Annotated in this window: 18 protein-coding genes; 10 read left to right on the top strand and 8 right to left on the bottom strand. The window is 63.2% G+C overall.

The window, feature by feature from the left end; all coding sequences use genetic code 11:
- Positions 1–4 precede the first annotated feature (4 nt).
- Both JO965_RS00290 and JO965_RS00285 read right to left on the bottom strand, forming a co-directional pair.
- A complete protein-coding gene (locus JO965_RS00290; RefSeq protein ID WP_203441753.1) occupies positions 5–562 on the bottom strand; it encodes an ActR/PrrA/RegA family redox response regulator transcription factor in 558 nt (185 codons plus the stop codon).
- An 84-nt stretch (positions 563–646) separates the two neighbouring features.
- Positions 647–2,002, bottom strand: coding sequence for an ActS/PrrB/RegB family redox-sensitive histidine kinase (locus JO965_RS00285; RefSeq protein WP_203443992.1), 1,356 nt, complete (start codon positions 2,000–2,002; stop codon positions 647–649).
- Between the two features lie 227 nt (positions 2,003–2,229).
- On the opposite strand from JO965_RS00285, the gene JO965_RS00280 reads away from it, so the two are divergent.
- The 4 genes from JO965_RS00280 to JO965_RS00265 all read left to right on the top strand — a co-directional run bounded on the left by JO965_RS00280 (position 2,230) and on the right by JO965_RS00265 (position 7,603).
- Entirely contained in the window at positions 2,230–3,492 is a 1,263-nt protein-coding gene (locus JO965_RS00280) for a polyhydroxyalkanoate depolymerase (protein WP_203441752.1), read from the top strand.
- Between the two features lie 76 nt (positions 3,493–3,568).
- Positions 3,569–4,312 carry a M48 family metallopeptidase gene (locus JO965_RS00275; RefSeq protein ID WP_203443991.1) on the top strand — a complete coding sequence of 248 codons (744 nt, stop codon included), beginning with the start codon at positions 3,569–3,571 and terminating at the stop codon, positions 4,310–4,312.
- Positions 4,313–4,645: 333 nt separating this feature from the next.
- Positions 4,646–6,331, top strand: coding sequence for a methyl-accepting chemotaxis protein (locus JO965_RS00270; RefSeq protein WP_203441751.1), 1,686 nt, complete (start codon positions 4,646–4,648; stop codon positions 6,329–6,331).
- A gap of 72 nt (positions 6,332–6,403) precedes the next feature.
- On the top strand, positions 6,404–7,603 hold the full coding sequence (locus JO965_RS00265; RefSeq protein WP_203441750.1) for a multidrug effflux MFS transporter: 1,200 nt from the start codon (positions 6,404–6,406) through the stop codon (positions 7,601–7,603).
- Here JO965_RS00265 and JO965_RS00260 read toward each other — a convergent pair.
- From JO965_RS00260 to JO965_RS00245, 4 genes are all read right to left on the bottom strand, one after another.
- Positions 7,588–7,938 (bottom strand): DUF1330 domain-containing protein, encoded by a 351-nt coding sequence (locus JO965_RS00260; RefSeq protein ID WP_203441749.1) that lies wholly within the window; start codon positions 7,936–7,938, stop codon positions 7,588–7,590. The two genes, JO965_RS00265 and JO965_RS00260, sit on opposite strands and share 16 nt — an antisense overlap.
- A gap of 167 nt (positions 7,939–8,105) precedes the next feature.
- Positions 8,106–10,238, bottom strand: coding sequence for a transglycosylase domain-containing protein (locus JO965_RS00255; protein ID WP_203441748.1), 2,133 nt, complete (start codon positions 10,236–10,238; stop codon positions 8,106–8,108).
- Between the two features lie 131 nt (positions 10,239–10,369).
- Positions 10,370–11,812 carry a UdgX family uracil-DNA binding protein gene (locus JO965_RS00250; protein ID WP_203441747.1) on the bottom strand — a complete coding sequence of 481 codons (1,443 nt, stop codon included), beginning with the start codon at positions 11,810–11,812 and terminating at the stop codon, positions 10,370–10,372.
- A gap of 126 nt (positions 11,813–11,938) precedes the next feature.
- On the bottom strand, positions 11,939–13,153 hold the full coding sequence (locus tag JO965_RS00245; RefSeq protein ID WP_203441746.1) for a putative DNA modification/repair radical SAM protein: 1,215 nt from the start codon (positions 13,151–13,153) through the stop codon (positions 11,939–11,941).
- A 235-nt stretch (positions 13,154–13,388) separates the two neighbouring features.
- Here JO965_RS00245 and JO965_RS00240 point away from each other — a divergent pair, with 235 nt between their 5' ends.
- The gene (locus tag JO965_RS00240) at positions 13,389–13,763 is read left to right on the top strand and encodes a helix-hairpin-helix domain-containing protein (protein WP_203441745.1); all 375 of its coding nucleotides are present in this window, start codon (positions 13,389–13,391) and stop codon (positions 13,761–13,763) included.
- A 54-nt stretch (positions 13,764–13,817) separates the two neighbouring features.
- Here the strand turns inward: JO965_RS00240 and JO965_RS00235 are convergent, their stop codons facing one another.
- Positions 13,818–14,387, bottom strand: coding sequence for a PRC-barrel domain-containing protein (locus JO965_RS00235; protein WP_203441744.1), 570 nt, complete (start codon positions 14,385–14,387; stop codon positions 13,818–13,820).
- Positions 14,388–14,590: 203 nt separating this feature from the next.
- Between JO965_RS00235 and JO965_RS00230 the strand changes: the two genes are divergently transcribed.
- From JO965_RS00230 to JO965_RS00220, 3 genes are read left to right on the top strand one after another with little or no spacing between them, the layout of a single operon-like run.
- On the top strand, positions 14,591–15,136 hold the full coding sequence (locus JO965_RS00230) for a TRAP transporter small permease (RefSeq protein WP_203441743.1): 546 nt from the start codon (positions 14,591–14,593) through the stop codon (positions 15,134–15,136).
- 6 nt (positions 15,137–15,142) lie between these two features.
- Positions 15,143–16,450: a TRAP transporter large permease gene (locus JO965_RS00225; RefSeq protein WP_203441742.1), complete on the top strand. Its 1,308-nt coding sequence runs from the start codon at positions 15,143–15,145 to the stop codon at positions 16,448–16,450.
- 31 nt (positions 16,451–16,481) lie between these two features.
- Positions 16,482–17,465 carry a TRAP transporter substrate-binding protein gene (locus tag JO965_RS00220; RefSeq protein WP_246776690.1) on the top strand — a complete coding sequence of 328 codons (984 nt, stop codon included), beginning with the start codon at positions 16,482–16,484 and terminating at the stop codon, positions 17,463–17,465.
- A 287-nt stretch (positions 17,466–17,752) separates the two neighbouring features.
- On the opposite strand, the gene JO965_RS00215 is transcribed toward JO965_RS00220, so the two are convergent.
- Positions 17,753–18,175, bottom strand: coding sequence for an OsmC family protein (locus JO965_RS00215; protein ID WP_203441740.1), 423 nt, complete (start codon positions 18,173–18,175; stop codon positions 17,753–17,755).
- 161 nt (positions 18,176–18,336) lie between these two features.
- On the opposite strand from JO965_RS00215, the gene JO965_RS00210 reads away from it, so the two are divergent.
- The gene (locus JO965_RS00210) at positions 18,337–18,981 is read left to right on the top strand and encodes a DUF1345 domain-containing protein (RefSeq protein ID WP_203441739.1); all 645 of its coding nucleotides are present in this window, start codon (positions 18,337–18,339) and stop codon (positions 18,979–18,981) included.
- A gap of 157 nt (positions 18,982–19,138) precedes the next feature.
- Positions 19,139–19,678 carry a GNAT family N-acetyltransferase gene (locus JO965_RS00205; RefSeq protein WP_203441738.1) on the top strand — a complete coding sequence of 180 codons (540 nt, stop codon included), beginning with the start codon at positions 19,139–19,141 and terminating at the stop codon, positions 19,676–19,678.
- Positions 19,679–19,686: the final 8 nt, after the last annotated feature.

The raw sequence follows: 19,686 nt of genomic DNA, 5'->3' as shown, positions 1-19,686 counted from the left end.
GGGATCAGCGAGGAGCGCGCTTGGCGAGAATCCGCTGCAGGGTCCGGCGGTGCATGTTGAGGCGCCGCGCCGTCTCCGAGACGTTGCGGCCGCAGAGTTCGTAGACGCGCTGGATATGCTCCCAGCGCACCCGGTCTGCCGACATGGGATTTTCCGGTGGTAGGGCACGCTCGCCGGGCTGGGCCATGAGGGCGGCATGGATCTCGTCCGCATCGGCGGGCTTTGCCAGATAATCGAAGGCGCCCATCTTCACCGCCGTGACGGCGGTGGCGATGTTGCCGTAGCCGGTGAGGATGACGCCGCGGGCATCCGGGCGGCGGTTTTTCAGGCGTTCGATCACATCGAGCCCGTTGCCGTCGCCGAGCCGCATGTCGATCACGGCGAAGGCCGGCGGTTCGGTCTCGATAGCGGCAATTCCGTCCGACACGCTTTCGGCCACGCGAACCTGATAGCCGCGGCCCTCCATGGCGCGGGCAAGACGGGTCGAGAACGGCCGGTCGTCGTCGACGATCAAGAGGCTCTTGTCGGCGCGATCTTCGAACGCGGCGGGCGCATCGGCCATCAGAACTTCTCCTTGCATCTCAAGTGTGAACCCCTCTCATGAGGCGAGCCTGTCCGGCTCTTCTCTCATATGGGAATTCTTCCCCTAACCTTTGAGAGACAGCTTGGACTCTCCCTGCGGCGAAATTGCCGCACCTCGGTCAAACGCATGACGCGGCCAAACGATCCGTGCGATGGCTCCGGAGGCGGGCGGAGCGGCATTCGTCAGCGTCAGCTCGGCGCCCGAGCGCTCGATCAAGGTCTTGGCGATGAACAGGCCCAGTCCCAATCCTCCGCCCTCCTCGCTGTTCTCGGTTCGCTCGGCGGCGCTTCGGGTTGTGACATAGGGCTCGCCCACCCGAAGCAGAATATCGGGAGCGTAGCCGGGGCCGTCATCCCGGATCTCGATGAAAACCTCGTGAGGAGACCAGCAGGCCTCGATCGTCACCCGGCTCTCGGCAAAATCCGTGGCGTTGTCGAGGATGTTGGACAGGCCGTAAACGACGCCCGGATTGCGCCGTCCCATGGGCTCCGGGCCGTCGCCCCGTGTCTCGACCTGCACATCGAAGCCGACGGCCCGTTGCGGCTCGACGACCTCTTCCACCAGATGGCTGAGCGAGATCGTCTCCAGGAATTCCGATTCCTCCTCCTGACCCATGGAGGTGAGCTTGGTCAGGATGGTGCGGCAGCGCTCCACCTGCTCCTGCAGGAGCCTCAAGTCCTCCCCGACAGGGCCTTCCTTGGGCATGGAATGGCTCAGCTCCTTCGTCACCAGGGCGATGGTGGCGAGCGGCGTGCCGAGTTCGTGGGCCGCGGCCGCAGCCAACCCGTCGAGCTGCGACAGGTGCTGCTCGCGGGCGAGCACCAGTTCGGTGGCGGCGAGCGCCTGGGCGAGCTGCCGGGCTTCCTCCGCCACGCGCCAGGCATAGATGCCGGTAAAGGCCGTCCCGAGCACGATCGCGGCCCAGATCCCGGTCACGTAAAGGAATGGAAGGGTGAAGCTCTGCCCGGGAAACCATGGCAGGGGCCTGTGGGTGAGAACAAGGAGCGTGGCACAGCCGATGGCGAGGAGACCGAGCCCGAGGGTTCGTTCCGGGGTGAGCGCCGTGGCTGAAATCAGCACGGGCGCCAGGAACAGCATGGCAAAAGGGTTCTCCAACCCGCCCGTCAGGTAGAGAAGCCCCGCCAGCTGCAGGATGTCGAAGGCCAGAAGCGCCGTGGCGATGTTGTCGCTGAGCCGGTGGCTCGCCGGATACTGGATGCGCAGGAGCAGGTTGACCCAGACCGAGGCACTGATGACCAGGAAGCAGAGGGCGAAGGGGAGCGGGAAGCCGAGTCCGAAACGGACTCCCGCCACCGCCGCCGCCTGACCTGCAATGGCAAGCCAGCGCAGGCGAACGAGCGTGTCGAGGCGTAAGTGCCGGGCGTGATGGGTCAGGCTCTTCTGGTCGATCTTGGACATCATCGAACAGAATAGGGTCGCCCTATCGTTCGCCAAGCACTTGGCTCTGGTCTATTTTCCTATTGTCGACTTGGGCGATGCTCTGAAACCAAAGTATGTAGTTCGTTTTTGCGGTGGAAGAGCTAGCCTGTTGCAATAAACTGAAGGAACTTTAATCTTAAAATTACGGTTGAGGATAAAGCCTACCGCATTGTGCGAGAAAAGGCGCCCGGCCTTTGGGGACAGTGATGAATTTTTCTTATGTATGGTACGACACCGCGCATTGGCTTTTGAGTCCGGCTCGCGCCGCTTCCGATTTCACGAAGCACTTCTTCGACAATCCTGGTAATCCGCTGACCAACACGCCCTATGGCCGAACCGTGTCGGCGGCCTGCGAATTGTTCGAGCGCACCACAAGGCGTTACGGCAAGCCCGCTTTCGACCTGCCGACCACCGTGATCGGCGATGAGGAGGTGACGGTCACCGAGCGAATCGTCTGGGAACGTCCCTTCTGCCGCGTCATCTCCTTCGAGCGGGATCACGCGAACGCCAAGGACCAGCCGAAACTCCTGATCGTAGCGCCCATGTCGGGCCATTACGCCACGCTCCTGCGCGGCACGGTCGAGACCTTCCTGCCGACCCATCAGGTGATGATCACCGATTGGACCGATGCCCGCATGGTGCCCCTGGCGGAGGGCGCGTTCGATCTCGACGATTACATCGACTACCTCAAGGCCATGGTCCGCAAGCTCGGGCCTGATCTGCATGTGATGGCCGTGTGCCAGCCGGCCGTGCCGGTGATGGCGGCGGTCGCCCGTCTCGAGGCCGAGAACGATCCCTTCACCCCGCGCTCCATGATCCTCATGGGCGGACCTATCGACACCCGCCGCTCGCCCACGGCCGTGAACCGGCTGGCGGAGGAGCGCGGCATCGAGTGGTTCCGCCGGCACTGCATCACCAAGGTGCCCCCGTCCCATCCGGGCTTCTGGCGCGACGTCTATCCGGGCTTCCAGCAGTTGTCCGGCTTCATGGCCATGAACATCGACCGGCACCTCAGCGCTCATTACGAGATGTTCAACCATCTCGTCGACGGCGACGGCGATTCGGCCGAGAAGCACCGCGACTTCTACGACGAGTACCTCGCCGTCATGGACCTGACCGCCGAGTTCTACCTGCAGACAATCGAGAAGGTCTTCGTGAACCACGAGCTGCCCAAGGGCGAGATGATGCACCGGGATCAGCCCGTGGACCTCATGGCCATCCGGCGCTGCGCCATCATGGCGGTCGAGGGCGAACGGGACGACATCTCGGGCGTGGGCCAGACCCTCGCGGCTCTGGACTTGACCCCCAACCTTCCCTCGGACAAGAAACTCTATCACCTGCAGACCGGGGTCGGTCACTATGGCGTCTTCAACGGTTCTCGTTTCAGGGCTCAGATCGCTCCTCGAATCGTTGAATTCATTGAGAATCACAATCGAGAACCAGTCCGGGGGAAGCCGTCAAGAGCCTGAACCTGTTCTTGATGCGTTCCTAGGAGCGGCAAACGGCTCCGCTGACAGAATCGAGCTGATGGGGCAGATTGCGGACATGAAATCCGCCCTGTTCCGCCGCGTTCCTGCGGACCCTCCTCATCTCAAAGTTTTCCATGAGGGACATCCCTTCAAGGTGGCCCTCAAACGCCGTCCGACTGCGAAGCGGATCACGCTGCGCGTCTCCAACGCGACCGGCGAGGTCGTGCTCTCGATCCCCGAGCGCACCGATGTGGGCCTGGCCCAGAAATTCGCCGACAGCCACAGCCAATGGATCGCCACCCGGCTCGCCAAGGTGCCGGAGCGGGTCCTCTTCGAGCCGGGCGCCCTCGTGCCCTTTCGCGGCATCCCCCACCGGATCGTCCATTGGTCGTCCGTCCGGGGCGTGACTCAGGCGACCAGGGGCGGCGCGGGCGAGCCGATCATCGCGGTTGCCGGCGAGGTGGCCCATGTGGCCCGGCGGGTGCGGGATTTCCTCGAAACCGAGGCCAGACGTGACTTCGCCGTGGCCGTGAAGAAGCATACCGCCCAGCTCGGCGTGCCGGCCAAGCGCATCACCGTGCGCGACACGAAGAGTCGCTGGGGTTCCTGCTCGGCCAATGGGGCACTCAACTTCTCCTGGCGGCTGATCATGGCCCCGCCCTTCGTGCTCGATTATCTCGCCGCCCACGAGGTGGCGCACCTGCGCGAACTCAACCATTCCCACCGCTTCTGGAAGCTCACCCACCAGCTCTGCCCGCGCACGGACGAGGCGGAGGAATGGCTCAAGACCTACGGCAGCGCCCTGCACCGGATCGGGTGAGATAGACTCTCTTTCTCTCTTGTTCGGGAGAGAGTTGGGGTGAGGGCAAGTCGGAAAGGGGAATCTGCTGGTACGCAGCCGCCACGTCATCACCGGCCTTGTGCCGGTGATCTCGATTGCCTGAGGTAATGTGCTTTTCAGAATCGGGATGGCCGGGACAAGCCCGGCCATGACGTGGGAGACACCAATCCCTTTGTTTCCATTGAACAATTTATCGCTTTTTTAACCATCGCCCCCCAGAGACATGACGTTAGGGCAATAGACCGCTTGCGTGCCAATCCAGCCATCCTCCCAGAGCTGGAAGGCGGGCCGGTCTGCAGGGGCATGATTTCAATGGCACTGAAGAATTTTTCGATTCCGCAGAAGGTGATTGCGGTTGTTTCTCTCATGGGGCTCGTCGCCGCCATGATCGCCGTGGTGGGCTGGCGCGAGACGTCCAAGCTCAAGCAGGAGATGGAAATCGTCGGCCTGCGCGAAGAGGCTGCGCGCGAGGCGATGGATCTGCGCGTCGACATCATCGCCATCAGCCGGATGACCTATCAGGTCGCGCAGCAGCCGAACAAGGCATCCGATTTCGGCACCGAGGCCGACCGCCGTACGAAAGAGATGCTTGATCGGTTCAAGATGCTCGAAGCTGTCGCGGATTCGCAGGAAAAGACCCTGCTCGATCAGACGCGGGCTGCGCTGAACGCCTATTTCGACGTCATCCGCTCCATGATCAAGGTGGCGGCCTCCGACAAGGGCAGCGATCAGGCGATCATGAACGCCGAGGTCGAGAAGGGTCTGGCCTCACAGCGCAATGTCACCGACACGGTGAAGGCGTACAGCACCTACACGGCCAAGAAACTCGCCGACATGCGTGGCGCCGCCGAACAGGGCGCGAATGCCGCCATCAGGCTTCAGATCGGCGTTGCCGCCATCGGCATCGTCCTCGGCGTGCTGATCAGCCTGCTGATGACGCGGTTCAGCATCGTGTCGCCTCTGCGCAACCTGACCTCGGTCATGCGCCGTCTGGCGAACGACGATCTTGCGGTCGAACTGCCCTCCGGCAATCGCAGCCGCGACATCGGCCAGATGATCGAGACCGTGCAGGTGTTCAAGGATCGCATGGTCCGCAACAAGGCGCTTGAGCACGAGGCGGTGCAGGCCCGCGAGGCGTCTGAAGTCCAGCGCAAGCGGATGATGACCGAACTCGCCGAGACCTTCGACAACGCCATCGGCGAGATCATCCAGTCGGTCTCGACGGCCGCCGGCCGCATGCAATCGACCGCGGAGCAGCTGACGAATTCCGCTCAGGCGACCTCCTCGCGCTCCACGGCCGTTGCCGCGGCCGCCGAACAGACCTCGGCCAACGTGCTCGCCATGTCGAGCGCCACGGAAGAACTTGGCGCCTCTGTCAGCGAGATCAGCCGCCAGGTCGAGCAATCCGCCGTCATGTCCCGCGAGGCCGTGCAGGCCGCGACCCTGACGACGGAGATCGTCTCGCAGCTGAGCACTGCCGCCGATCGGGTCGGCGCGGTGATCGACATGATCTCGGCCATCGCCGGCCAGACAAACCTTCTGGCGCTCAACGCCACCATCGAGGCCGCCCGCGCCGGGGAGGCCGGCCGCGGCTTCGCCGTGGTGGCGACCGAGGTGAAGTCTCTCGCCGACCAGACCTCGAAGGCGACCGCCGATATTTCGAGCCAGATCGCCGCGATCCAGGCCTCGACCGCGCAGGCCGTGGAGGCCATCAACGGCATCACTCACCGCATCCAGGCGATGAGCGATGTTTCGGGCAGCATCGCCATGGCCGTGGACCAGCAGGGTGCCGCCACGCAGGAGATCGTCACTTCCGTGAATCAGGCTTCTGCGGGAACGGGCGAGGTGACGGCCAACATCAACAGGGTCGCCCAGGTGGCCGAGGAAACGGAGGTGGCGGCCCATCAGGTGCTGACATCATCTTCGGCACTCGTCAGCCAGGCCGAGCACCTGCGCCATCAGGTCAACGACTTCCTGGCGACCGTCCGCGCTGCTTAAAGCGCCTAAAACAGATGACAGGCACGCGGTTTGGGCTTAACCCGGCGTGCCTGTCATTGTTGAACCTCTCTCATGCTCAAGCCCGATACGCTGGCCCTCACGATCGTCCTGGCGCTTCTGACTGCGCTCGGGCCCCTCTCGACGGATATGTACCTGCCGTCGCTGCCGGCGATTGCGTCGGGGCTTGAGGCCACCACGGGACAGACGCAGCTCACGCTGTCCGCCTTCCTTCTCGGCTTTGCCGCAGGGCAGTTCTTCTACGGGCCGATCTCCGACCGGATCGGACGCAAGCCCGTGCTGCTCTTCGGGCTTGGGCTTTTCACCCTCGCGAGCCTGATCTGCGCGCTCTCGCCCAACATCGAAACCCTGATCGGCGCACGCTTCCTCCAGGCGCTCGGAGCCTCTGGCCCCATCGTGCTCGGGCGCGCCATCGTGCGTGACTTTTATGAAGGGCCGCGCGCGGGTCGCGAGCTGTCGCGCATGGGCACGATCATGGGCGTGGTGCCCGCCGCAGCTCCCATCCTCGGCGGCGTCATCGAGCGCTTCACCGGCTGGCGCGTGACCTTCGGCGTGATGATCCTGTTCGGCGTGGCGCTCGCCGCCACGATCCTGTTTCGCATGCCAGAGAGCATTCGCAAGAAATCGGATGTGCCGATCTCGTTTGCGGCGATCCTGCGCGGATTCAGGCTCCTGCTGGGACATGCCGGCTACCGGACCTATGTGGGCTTATCGATGCTCACCTATGGCGGGCTCTTCGCCTTCATCTCCGGCTCGTCCTTCGTGCTGCAGAAGATCTACGGCCTCGACGAATTGTCCTTTGCCTTTTCCTTCACGTTCGTGGTGGCGGGGTTCATGACGGGCACCATGCTGGCGCAGCATTTCGTCGGCCGTTATGGGCTCGACGGCACGATCAGGCTTGGCGTGACGTGTCTGGCGCTCGGCGGCGTCACCATGCTGGCTCTCGTACTGGCGGGTGTTCCGTCCTCATTGAGCATCAGCGCGCCGATGGCGATCTATGGCATCGGCGTCGGCCTTACCATGCCGCAATCCATGGCCTCGGCGCTGATGCCTTTTCCCGATCGTGCCGGTGCGGCCTCGTCGCTGCTCGGCATCTGCCAGATGACCTTTGCGGCCATCGTCGGGATTCTGTTGGGCCGCAATCTCGATGCCTCCGCGATTCCCCTGCCCGCCACGATCGCAACGACCGGCGTGCTGGCGCTTGCCCTGTTCCTGGCGACGGGACGGGCGCGGGAGCATCAGCCCAAGGGCTGATCCGTCATCGGGATATCGGCCAGGATATCGGTCGCTTTGTGATCGGCTGAAACCCCGTCGATGAAGAACACATCGCCTCTGGAATTGTTTGTCCGAAGCGGCAGGATCTGCCGATAGGCCGGGGACTCGTACCACGCGCGGGCGCTCGCCTTGTCCGGAAACGCGATCACGATCAAGTCGCCCGACCAGGATCCCTCCGCCACCGTCACGGGTCCGCCGTGGATGATGAAACGCCCGCCGTACGGGGCCAGGGTTTCGTCGATGCGACGCAGATATTCGACGATGTCGGGACCGAGATTGACGTCGTGCAGGTGGCCGATGGCATAGGTGGACATGGGTTGCCCCTTCATTTGACGGAGCGAGCATGCCGGAAGCAGGGAGCGCTGGCGATTACGTGACAGGTAATGGTTTGCGGGTTATCTCAACCCATTCCTCTGTCATTCCGGGCTCGGCTCTGACGAGCCGCCCCGGAATGACAGTGCGGTGTATGAGAAAACCGGCGCTAAAGCCCGAACAGCTTCTCGAAGAAATTCTTCTCGCGGCTGGCGCGGCGTTGGGGGGCAGGCTGCGGCGGGATCCAGCCGTTCTCGCCGGCGTTGGCGTAACGCGGATCCTGTCCGGCGCTGGCGACCGCCGGGCCCGATGGGGTGCGGAACCGCTCGCTGCCGGGCAGCGCGACGGGCTGTTTGTCCTTCAAGGCAATCTGCATGAAGTTGTGCCAGACCTCCGTCGGCAGGTTGCCGCCGGTGACGCGCTTGGTCAGCGTGCCGTCGTCGTTGCCGAGCCAGACGCCGGCGACGAGATTGCCAGAGAAGCCGACGAACCATGCATCCTTGTAATCGTCGGTCGTTCCGGTCTTGCCGGCGAGCGACCAGCCGGGCACCTGCGCCTTCTGCGCGGTGCCGATGACGAAGGTGTTGTGCATCATCTCGTTCATCATCGCGACGACGCCCGGATCGATGACACGGCCGAGACCGCCGGAGTTCGGACGCTTGTAGACGAGCTTGCCGTCCGTGGTCTTCACCTGGGTGATCACGTAAGGCACGACGCCGATGCCGCCATTGGCGAAGGCCGCATAGGCACTGACCAGTTCGAGCGGCGTGACCTCTGAGGTGCCGAGCGCGAGCGAACCGTTGGCCTGGAGCGGCGAGGAGATGCCGAGACGCTGCGCCGTCTGCACCACGTTTTTCGGCCCGACCTCCATGTTGAGCTTGACCGCGATGGTGTTGAGCGAGAGCGCCAGCGCATCGCGCATGGCGATGGGGCCGCGGTACTTGCGGTCGTAGTTCTTCGGCGCCCAGCCGCCATAATTGACCGGGCCGTCTTCCAGAACCATGTCGGGCGTGTAGCCCTTCTCTACGGCGGTGAGATAGACGAAGGGCTTGAAGGACGAGCCCGGCTGGCGCCGCGCGGCTGTGGCCCGGTTGAACTGGCTCGTCTCGTAATTGCGGCCGCCCACCAGTGCCTTGACGGCACCGTCCGGCTGCATGGCCACGAAGGCGCCTTGGCTCACGTTGAACTTCTGGCCCTTGGCGTTGAGCTCGTCCACGAGAACGCGCTCGGCCGCCGCCTGCATGGTGGGTTCGACGGTGGTCGAGACAACGATGTCGGATTCGACATTGCCGACGAAATCGTCGAGCACGTCCATCACGTAATCGGCCGCGTAATTGGCGGAGCCTGCCCCGTTCGGGCGCACCGGCTCAGCCGGCGTGCCGAGCGCGGTCTTGGTCATGCCCGGCGTGATGAAGCCGAGCTCGTTCATGGCCGCGATCACGAGTTCCGCGCGGGCCTGCGCCCGCTCAGGGTTTCGGTTGGGCGCAAGGCGCGACGGCGATTGCACGAGGCCGGCCAGCACGGCCGCTTCCGAGAGCGACACGTTGCGGGCCGATTTGCCGTAATAGCGCTGGGCCGCCGCCTCGACGCCATAGGCGCCGGCGCCGAAATAGACCCGGTTGAGATAAAGCTCGAGGATCTGGTCCTTCGAATAGTTGCGCTCGAGCCAGAGCGCCAGAATCGCCTCCTGGATCTTGCGCGAGGCGGTGCGCTCCTGGGTCAGAAACAGGTTCTTGGCGAGCTGCTGCGTTAAGGTCGAGCCGCCCTGAAGGCCGCCGCTGCGGGAGAGATTGCGATAGATCGCGCGGGAGATGCCGACGGGATCGATGCCGAAATGGTCATAGAAACGCCGGTCCTCGATGGCCACGAAGGCCTTCGGCAGATAGGGCGGCAGTTCCTTCAGCGTGACGGTGCGTCCGCCGGTCTCGCCGCGATTGGCGAGAAGCGAGCCGTCGCTCGCCATGATGGCGATGTTCGGTGGCCTTTTCGGCACCGTGAGCTGGTCGATGGGCGGCAGTTGCGAGGCGTAATAGGCCACTACTCCACCGATGGCGATGACGCCCCAGAGGCACAGCACGACACCGGCATACACAAGCTTGCTGAAGAGGGAACGGCCGCCTTTGCGCTTGGCTCTCTTCGGCTTGGCGGCGCGGCGCGGCCCATCGCCGCCGTTCGAAGAAGCTCGCCTGCGCGCCATTGTTCCCCCTGCCCGGTCTCCGGGCGAGAGGCGAAAGTCCAGCTCCCCCGCTTCCCCAGCGGGTGCATCGAAGACCGGCTCTCGCCGGTCACGTCCGTTCGCCACCTCTAAAAACCCCGCATCGTATGGCCGGTATATCGTCCGGCCTTTCATGCTCTGGAGACCCTAATTGTGGCGGTTTAAGGGGCGGTTAACGGGGGTTAACACCTTGGCTCCGGACCTGTTGCAAGAATGCCCTACTCTGCCGCCAGCGGCAGCTCTCCCGTCTCCAGATCGGCCTGGGCGAGATCGTGAATGCGGCGCAGGTCGTTGAGAAACGCCTCATAGGCCTCCCGCTTCGTCGCCTCGTCGGGCAGGCGCAGCAGGTAGGATGGGTGCACGGTGACGTAGCCCTCATACGGCCCGAACCGGGCACGGCCGCGCGAGCGGGAGATCGGCGTGGATTTTCCGGTCAGTGCCAGAAGCGCTGTGCCACCCAGCGCCACCACGAGCTTGGGCTTCACCAGTTCCAGTTCCTTCATCAGCCACGGACGGTAATGCTTCACCTCGCCGGCGGTCGGCTTGGAATGGATGCGCCTTTGGCCGCGCTGCTCGAATTTGAAGTGCTTCACCGCATTGGTGAGGTAGACATCTTTGCGGTCGATCTCAGCCTCTGTCATCGCCTTGGTGAAGAGCTTGCCGGCAGGACCCACGAAGGGCCGCCCCTGCACATCCTCCTGATCGCCCGGCTGCTCGCCGACAAAAACGATCTCGGCATGGGCCGGACCCTCGCCGAACACCGCCTGGGTTGCGCCCGGCACGAGCGGTCCGGCCTTGGCAATGATGGCGTTGAGCTCCTTCAAGCTCTTCGGCTCCTGATCCCACATGGCTTCAAGAGCACGCTCGGGGGTGCGTTTGGTAGGCATCGTCGCCTCCTGTTCGATCATCCGGTCAACGCACTGGGCGGCGGTTTGGATCAGACCGGGAATCGCGGCGGTCTCGGGCATGTTGCGCCAGTACTTCTTCGGCATTTTGGCGCGCATGGCGGTCGGGTTGACCCGTGCCGGATTGAACACGCTCTCGTAATAGCCGCGCCAGCCCTCCTCGAAGCTGTCCTCGGCCGGCGCATCTTCGCGCCGCGCTGGCGGGCCAAAGGTCAGGGCCGCGCGGTCCCAGCGCACGGAGCCGATGGGCGTGAGAATGGTCCAGTCCATCGAGCGGAAGCGGTCGGCAAAGAAGGGCGCTGCCGCCTCCAGGATGAAATGCTCCGGCTCGAACCAGGCAGCGAAGCGTTCGAGATCCTCGCCTCCCATTCGGCGGAAGCGCACGAAGGCGTGCATCTTGTGCAGGTCACGCCGCACGGAGCGCGCCATCAGGTCGATGCGGTGGACCAGCGGATCGCTGGCGATCTCGAGAAGATCGCGCTCGCCGTTCAGCACCCGCCAGACGAGCTGGTAGAGCAGGGCATAGCGCTCCGGATCGCTGTGACAGACGACCTGCTCGATCAATCGTGCGATGCCCTTCGGGATCGACACCGGCGGCGCGTCGCCAGCGACATCGCGACCGAAGAGGGCAGGCGCCTCATCGATCTCGAAGACGACATGCTGCGGCGCCAGCTCCTCCGCGATCAGCCACCGCACCGCGTAACGAAAGTTCTGGAGATCGGCGCCTGTTTTAAGGGTGATGCAGTGGAGGTTCATGCTGTCTCTCCTTCGTCATCCCGGACGCCACGGGCGATCCGGGATCGTGTGCAGGATATGGCGCCATTCTGGTCCAACGATCCCGGGTTCTGCTGCGCAGCCCCGGGATGACAGCCAGACATCCGCTCATCCAAACAAGCTCAACTGTTCCGGCTTCTCGATCAGCCGCTCGCGCAGGTCGAGTTGGTCGAGCTTCGCTCTTGGATGATGATCGGCCGTGATGAGGAAGGGTTTGGCGCGTTTCAGCCCCGAGGTGAGACGGGCGATGTCGTCGAGTCGCAAGGCCGTGTGCCTGCGGGCGACCACGATCTTGTCGACCGCCCGCGCGCCGAGGCCCGGCACACGCAGCAGCATCTCGCGCTCGGCGCGGTTCACATCGACGGGAAAGCGGTGGCGGTTCTTGAGCGCCCAGGCGAGCTTGGGGTCGATGTCGAGATTGAGCATGCCGTTCTCGCCGCTCGACGCGATCTCGTCCACGTCGAAGCCGTAATAGCGCAGCAGCCAATCGGCCTGATACAATCGGCTCTCGCGCATCAGCGGCGGCGATTTCAGCGGCAGGATCGCGCTTGAATCCGGGATCGGGCTGAAGGCGGAGTAATAGACGCGCTTCATGTCGTAATGGCCGTAGAGCTTGGCCGAGGTGCGCAAGACATCCGCATCCGTGGTCTCGTCGGCACCGATGATCATCTGTGTCGTCTGACCCGCGGGTGAGAAATGACGATGTTCCTCGCGCGCCTCCTCGATGCGCTCGAACATCTGCGCCATGGCGCTCTCGATGGAAGCACCGTCCTTCTCCGGTGCCAGCCGCTCCAGGCTCTTTTCCGTCGGCAGTTCGAGATTGATCGACAGGCGGTCGGCCCACAGGCCCGCCTCCTCGATGAGCCAGGGACTCGCTTCGGGAATCGTCTTCAAATGGATATAGCCGCGAAAGCCATGGTCGCGGCGCAGCTTCTTCGCCACCAGCAGCATCTGCTCCATGGTGTAGTCGGGCGAGCGGATGATGCCGGAGGAGAGAAACAGGCCCTCGATATAGTTGCGCTTGTAGAACTCGATGGTGAGCGTCACCACCTCGTCGACGGAAAACTTCGCCCGCTTCACGTTGGACGAGCGCCGGTTCACGCAATAGGCGCAGTCGAACAGGCAGTAATTGGTGAGCAGGATTTTTAACAGCGACACGCAGCGCCCGTCCGGCGTGTAGGCGTGGCAGATGCCGGTTCCGACCGTCGAGCCTAAGCCTCCTACATCCGCGTTGCGCTTGGGCGCACCGGAGGAGGAGCAGGAGGCATCGTATTTCGCCGCGTCCGCCAGGATGCGCAGCTTCCGGCTAAGCTTCTCGTCCATGGGTCTTTCGCAGATTTGTTCCTGTTTTGTTCTAGCATGAAGGTGAGACGATGGCGAGCGTCGCCGGGAGGGGCGGGAGGTCGCATCGTGCGGTTGTGAAACCGGAAGCTGAACCAAGGAGAATAGAGCATCCAAGTCTAATAGAGCATCCAGGTCTAACTGTACGCTAATTTTGGACTTGGATGATGCCGGGTGAAGGACTTCGGGAACAGCCCGGCCATCGAAGGAGATTTCCATGCGTCTGTCTCAATTCGGAACTTTGTTCACTCTCGGCTCGTTGCTCGTCTCACCCGCTTTCGCGCAGACGGCGGCTCCAGGTGCCGCTCCATCCGGTACAGCGGCGAAGCCGCCGATGACCAGCACGGCCCCAGCGGCGGGCACAGCCAAGCCTATGCCCCACACGACAGCCTCCACCAGCGCTCTGCTCGATATCAATACCGCGCCCAAGGATCAGCTCGACAAGCTTCCCCAGATCGGCTCGGCCCGGGCGGATGCGATCATCAAGGGCCGCCCGTACAAGGCCAAGAACGAACTCGTGGACAGGAAGATCATTCCGCAGAATGCCTATGATGCGATCAAGGACCGGATCATCGCACACCAGAAATCGTAAGCAGCCAATAAGAAAGGGGCCCATCGGGCCCCTTTCTCACTCCAGCGAGAGGACTTAGCGGCTGTACTTGAATTCCGGCGCCGCCTTGAGCTGATCCTTGGTCATGTTCAGGAGAGCATGATCCGGGGCCGCCCGATTCATGGTGTCCGCAGGCGCGGCCGGAGCCGTCGTCGCAGTCGAACCCGTCGTTGTCGGGGCGCTTGTGGTGGCGCCCGTCGTTGTGCCGGCTGCCCCAGGAGGGGCGGTGTTCGCCGCGGTCGCAGCCGCGCGCGGCTCGTTGACGAACTTGATCTGGTCGAAAGGAACGGCCACGTCATGTTCACCCATGCCGAGGAAGCCACCCACACCGACCACGACGGCCTCGATTCGGCCGCTCTGATCCACCAGCAATTCGCGAATGTCGCCGATCTTCTCGTTACCTTCGTTGTAGACGTTCAAGCCTTCGATCTTGGAGGCGCGCCATTGGCCCGGCCGCTCCTGGGTCATCCAGTTGCCCGTGGACATGGTGGACGACGAAGCGGCGCTCGGGCTCGCGGGCGAGCTGGGCGATTGCGTTTGGGCGAGAGCGGGCACCGACAGCAGAGCCGTGCCGAGAAGCGCCATCATGAGATGTTTGGAAGCCATGTATTCCTCCTGATTTTATGTGACGCACGATCGCATCTGACCTCTCAACGGCGAAGTTGGCGATTGGTTCTGTCAGGAAGACGGGTAGTGTCGCAGGCTTTGCTCAATGCCTGTGCAGCGCGGCATTAAGGACCCCCTTGCTCCTGCCGTGAATGGTCCTAAACTCGGCTACGCTTTCTCGTCGATCTTTTGACACGGACCGCATGATCCGAACCTTCCTCGACGGCCTTTATCTTTTCGCTGGCTACCTCGCTGGCGTTTTTCTCCTCATCATCTTTCTCCTCATGATGGGCCTGTCCCTCGGGCGAGGCGTCGGCATCAACATTCCCGCGGGCGACGATCTCGCCTCCTGGTCCATGGCCGCGATGGCCTTCCTGGGCTTGGCCCATACCTTTCGCTCCGGCGAGATGATCCGGGTCGGGCTGATCACCGACCGCCTGCGCGGACGCGCCCGCTGGTGGTTCGAGATGTTTGCGCTCGTGATCGGCTTGTGCTTCGTCGGCTTTTTCGCCTGGCATGCGGTGGTGCTCACCTATGACAGCTGGCGCTTCAACGACATGGCCCAGGGCGTGCTGGCGATCCCGCTCTGGATCCCGCAGATCGGTTACGCCACCGGCCTCGTGATCCTGTTCATCGCCTTCGTCGACGAGTTCATCCATGTGCTGCGCGGCGGCGATCCGCGTTACGAGAAGCCGCCCGCCACCACTGCCGAAGAGGTGGTGGAGCGCGCGATCCAGAGTGGAGTGTAGCGCGTCATGGAACTCATCGAGATTTCGGGCCTGCTGCTCCTGTTCCTCGCGGTGCTGCTTGCCGGCGGCGTGTGGATCGCGATCGCGCTCATGGCCTGCGGCTGGGTCGGCATGCAGTTCGTCGGAGGCGGCATTCCGGCGGGCTCGGTGCTCGCCACCACGATCTGGGGCAATTCCGCGTCCTGGACGCTCGCGGCGCTGCCGCTCTTCATCTGGATGGGCGAGATCCTGTTCCGCACGCGGTTGTCGGAAGAGATGTTCCGCGGCCTCGCCCCCTGGCTCAACTGGCTGCCGGGGCGGCTGATGCACGTGAACGTGCTCGCCTGCGGCCTCTTCGGGTCCGTTTCCGGCTCATCGGCGGCAACCTGCGCGACGGTCGCCAAGATTGCATTGCCCGAATTGAAGAAGCGTGGCTACGACGAGACGGTGAGCTTGGGTTCGCTTGCCGGTGCAGGCACGCTCGGCATCCTCATTCCACCGTCGATCACCATGGTGGTCTATGCGGTCGCCGCCAACGTCTCGATCATCCAGATCTTTCTGGCGGGCTTCCTGCCGGGCCTGCTCGTGATGGCGCTCTATTCCGGCTACATCGCCGTGTGGTCGCTGCTCAATCCGAAGAAATCGCCGCCGCCCGAACCGAGGATGAGCCTTAGCGAGAAGATCAAGGAATCGACCAATCTCATCCCCGTGGCCTTGCTGATCACGCTCGTCTTCCTCACCCTGCTGCTCGGCTGGGCCACGGCCACCGAATGCGCGGCCTGGGGCGTGCTCGGCTCGCTGGCGATTGCGTGGTGGTCGGGCTCGCTGTCGTGGGAATCGTTCTGGGCCAGCGTGATGGGCACGACGCGCATCACCTGCATGATCATGCTGATCCTCGCCGGCGCCTCCTTCATGTCGACCTCGATGGCCTATACCGGCATCCCGCAGGCGCTCGCGACCTGGGTCGACAGCCTGCATCTGTCGCCTTACGCGCTCATCGCCGCGCTGACGATCATGTACATCCTGCTCGGCACGGCGCTCGACGGCATCTCCATGATCGTGCTGACGACGGCGGTGGTGATCCCGATGGTGAAGACCGCGGGCTTCGACCTGATCTGGTTCGGCATCTTCCTCATTCTCGTGGTCGAGATGGCGGAGGTGTCGCCGCCGGTCGGCTTCAACCTCTTCGTGCTGCAGACCATGTCGGGCAAGGATTCGAACACGGTGGCGCTCGCAGCATTGCCGTTCTTCTTCCTGCTCGTCGCGGCGGTCGCGATCATCACCGTGTTCCCGCAGATCGTGATGGTGCTGCCGCAGATGGCCTTTCCGGATTAGATCCGTTCATAAAAACCAGAGGAGAACGATGATGAGACACATGACACGCTTCGGTCTGACCCTCGCGGGCGCGCTGCTCGTGGCAGCGCCCGCCATGGCGCAGACCAAGTGGAACCTGCCCGCTGCCTATCCGCCGGATAACTTCCACACCGAGAACCTGAACGCTTTCGCCAAGGACGTCGCCGACGCATCAGGCGGCAAGCTGCAGGTCACGGTTCACGGCAATGCCTCGCTGTTCAAGGCGCCGGAAATCAAGCGCGCGGTGCAGACCGGGCAGGCCCAGGCCGGCGAGGTGCTGATGTCGCTGCACGAGAACGAGGATCCCATCTACGGCCTCGACGTGGTGCCCTTCCTCGCCACCTCCTTCGATCAGGCGAAGAAGCTCTGGGACGTGCAGAAGCCGGCGGTCGAGAAGAAGCTCGCGAGCCAGGGTCTGATGCTGCTCTTTGCGGTGCCGTGGCCTCCGCAGGGCATCTTCGCCAAGAAGGATATCAACACCGTCGAGGATCTGAAGGGCGTGAAGTGGCGCTCTTACAATCCCGGCACCGCGCGCATCGCCGAAATCGTCGGCGCACAGCCTGTGACGGTGCAGGCAGCGGACCTGCCGCAGGCGCTCGCCACCGGCGTCGTCAACACCTTCATGACCTCGGGTGCCACCGGCTACGACTCGAAGGTGTGGGAATCGCTCTCGCACTTCTACGACACGCAGGCCTGGATCCCGAAGAACCTGACCTTCGTCAACAAGGCGGCGTTCGATGCCCTCGACAAGCCGACCCAGGAAGCGGTGCTGAAAGCCGCCAAGACGGCGGAGGAACGCGGCTGGAAGCTGGCTCAGGAAAAGACCAAGTGGTACACCGACCAGATGGCCTCGAAGGGCATGAAGGTCCAGCCGCCGAGCGCAGGGCTCAAGTCGGGCCTGCAGAAGGTCGGCGATCAACTGACGCAGGACTGGCTGAAGAAGGCTGGTTCCGACGGACAGGCGATCATCGACAGCTACAAGAAGGCGGCGATGTAAGGATTTAAACGTCATCCCGGACGGCGAAGCCGATCCGGGATCGCGTGAAGAATGGAGCGCAGGATTCCCTCCCCCTTGCGGGGAGGGCAGGGGTGGGGGTGGTACCGCTGAGTGAGATCGCCCCGTTGCACCCACCACGTCATGGCCGGGCTTGTCCCGGCCATCCCGATCCTGTGAGGCTCGGTGCTTTTCTTCATCGAGATCACCGGCACAAGGCCGGTGATGACGTGGAGTCTAGTTCTGAGATCGATCCCGGATCTCGCTTCGCTTGTCCGGGATGACGCTCTCTAAGCCAGCGTGAAATCCATCGTGATTTCGGCGTTGAGCACCTTGGAGACCGGGCAGTTCTTCTCCGCCGCGCGGGCCAATTCCTCGAACTTGGCGCGGTCGATGCCCGGCACGTTGGCGTTGAGTGTCAGGGCCGATTTCTTGATCGTGAAGCCGCTGCCCTCCTGCTCGAGGGAGACGACCGCCTCGGTGGCAAGCTCGGTGGGCGTGAAGCCCGCGCCTTGGAGCTGGAAGGCAAGGGCCATGGTGAAGCAGCCGGCATGAGCGGCGGCGATCAGTTCCTCGGGATTTGTGCCCTTCTCGTTCTCGAACCGGGTCTTGAAGGAATAGGGCGTCGCTGACAGGACGCCGGAATCCGAGGTGAGATGTCCGGTGCCATCCTTGCCCGTGCCCTGCCAGACGGCTCTTGCTTTGCGGTTCATCCTGATCTCCTTTTGCGGATAGGCTTGGTGATCTAGCGCATCGCGTGGAAAAGTGGAGCGTGGGATTGATCCCCAAGTGGAGTCCACTTTCCGATCCGATGCTCTAAGACAGATCGTGTCAGGCTCCAGAGGTCCCGTTCGGTTTGGTTTGCGAGTTCTCGATGCTCATCCCCCTCCAGGCCCGCCTGCGTCCACGGCTTCTCGGCTCCGCCGTCGTTACGCTTCTGGTCTTCGCCATTCTGCCGTCGTCCTGGCCGGCGAATTCGCGGATGCTCGTGGGCTGGGATATCGGTGTTGCCTTCTATCTCTTCCTCGCCTGGACGATGGCCCTGCGCTCCTCCCCGACTCAGATGCAAGAGCGTGCGACGCAGGAGGACGAAAGCGGGGTCGTCGTGCTTGCATTGACGCTTGCAGCGTCCGTCGCGAGTCTGGCTGCCATCGCGGTGGAGTTGACCAATATTCACAATAGCCAGGCCGATCAGCAGGGCTTCCACCTGACCATTGCCGGCATCACCATTCTCTGTTCATGGTTCTTCGTGCACACGATCTATGCCATCCATTACGCGCATGAATATTACGGCGATGATGGAGAGCGACAGGGTCTCGCCTTTCCGGGCAAGGGCGAGCCCGATTACTGGGATTTCCTGTATTTCTCGTTCAACCTCGGCGCAGCGGCGCAGACCTCGGACGTGGTGATCGTCTCCCGGCGCATGCGCCGCTTGGTGCTCGCCCACACGATCCTGGCCTTCCTCTTCAACACTACGATTCTTGCGTTGGCGGTGAATGTCGGCGCGGGATTGCTCTAGCGCATCGTTCGGAAAAGTGGATCCGGTTTTCGCTGACGCGGACCTCCGGTTCCGCATCAACGATGCGCCGCTTAAGGGATTGAGCATCGGACCCAGAAATCCCTTTTGGGTCCGATGCCCTAGAACATTCCGTGCTCCAAAAACTCAAGGCTTCTCGATGTCACGTTCCCTCGTCTTCTCCGAAACAGTGCCCGTTCTCGAAACCGAGCGTCTCATCCTGCGCGGCCATCGGGCGGAGGATTTTGCCGATTGTTTCGCTCTCTGGACAAACCCGGAGGTGACTCGCTTCATCGGCGGCAAGCCGTCCACGCAGGAGGAGGTCTGGGCAAGGTTGCTGCGCTATGCCGGACATTGGGCCCTGCTGAGGTTCGGTTATTGGGTCATCACCGAAAAGGAAACCGATCGCTTCATGGGAGAAGTCGGGTTTGCCGATTTCCGGCGGGAGATCGAGCCCTCCCTCGATGGGGTACCGGAAATCGGCTGGGTCCTGGCGCCTCACAGCCATGGCAGAGGATATGCAACGGAAGCCGCACGGGCTGCTCTCGCCTGGGGCGAAAAGCATTTCGGTCCTGTGCGCACGGCCTGCATCATCGCGCCCGAGAACGCGCCATCGATCCGGGTGGCGGAAAAATGCGGCTACCGGGAATGGCAGCACACGACCTACAAGGGCAATCCGACCATCATGTTCGTGCGATAGACACGCGC

This window comes from Microvirga sp. VF16 (genome assembly GCF_016864375.1).
Classification (GTDB): domain Bacteria; phylum Pseudomonadota; class Alphaproteobacteria; order Rhizobiales; family Beijerinckiaceae; genus Microvirga.
The sequence above is the reverse complement of the archived record's forward strand: the minus strand, read 5'-3'. Positions and strand labels throughout refer to the sequence as shown.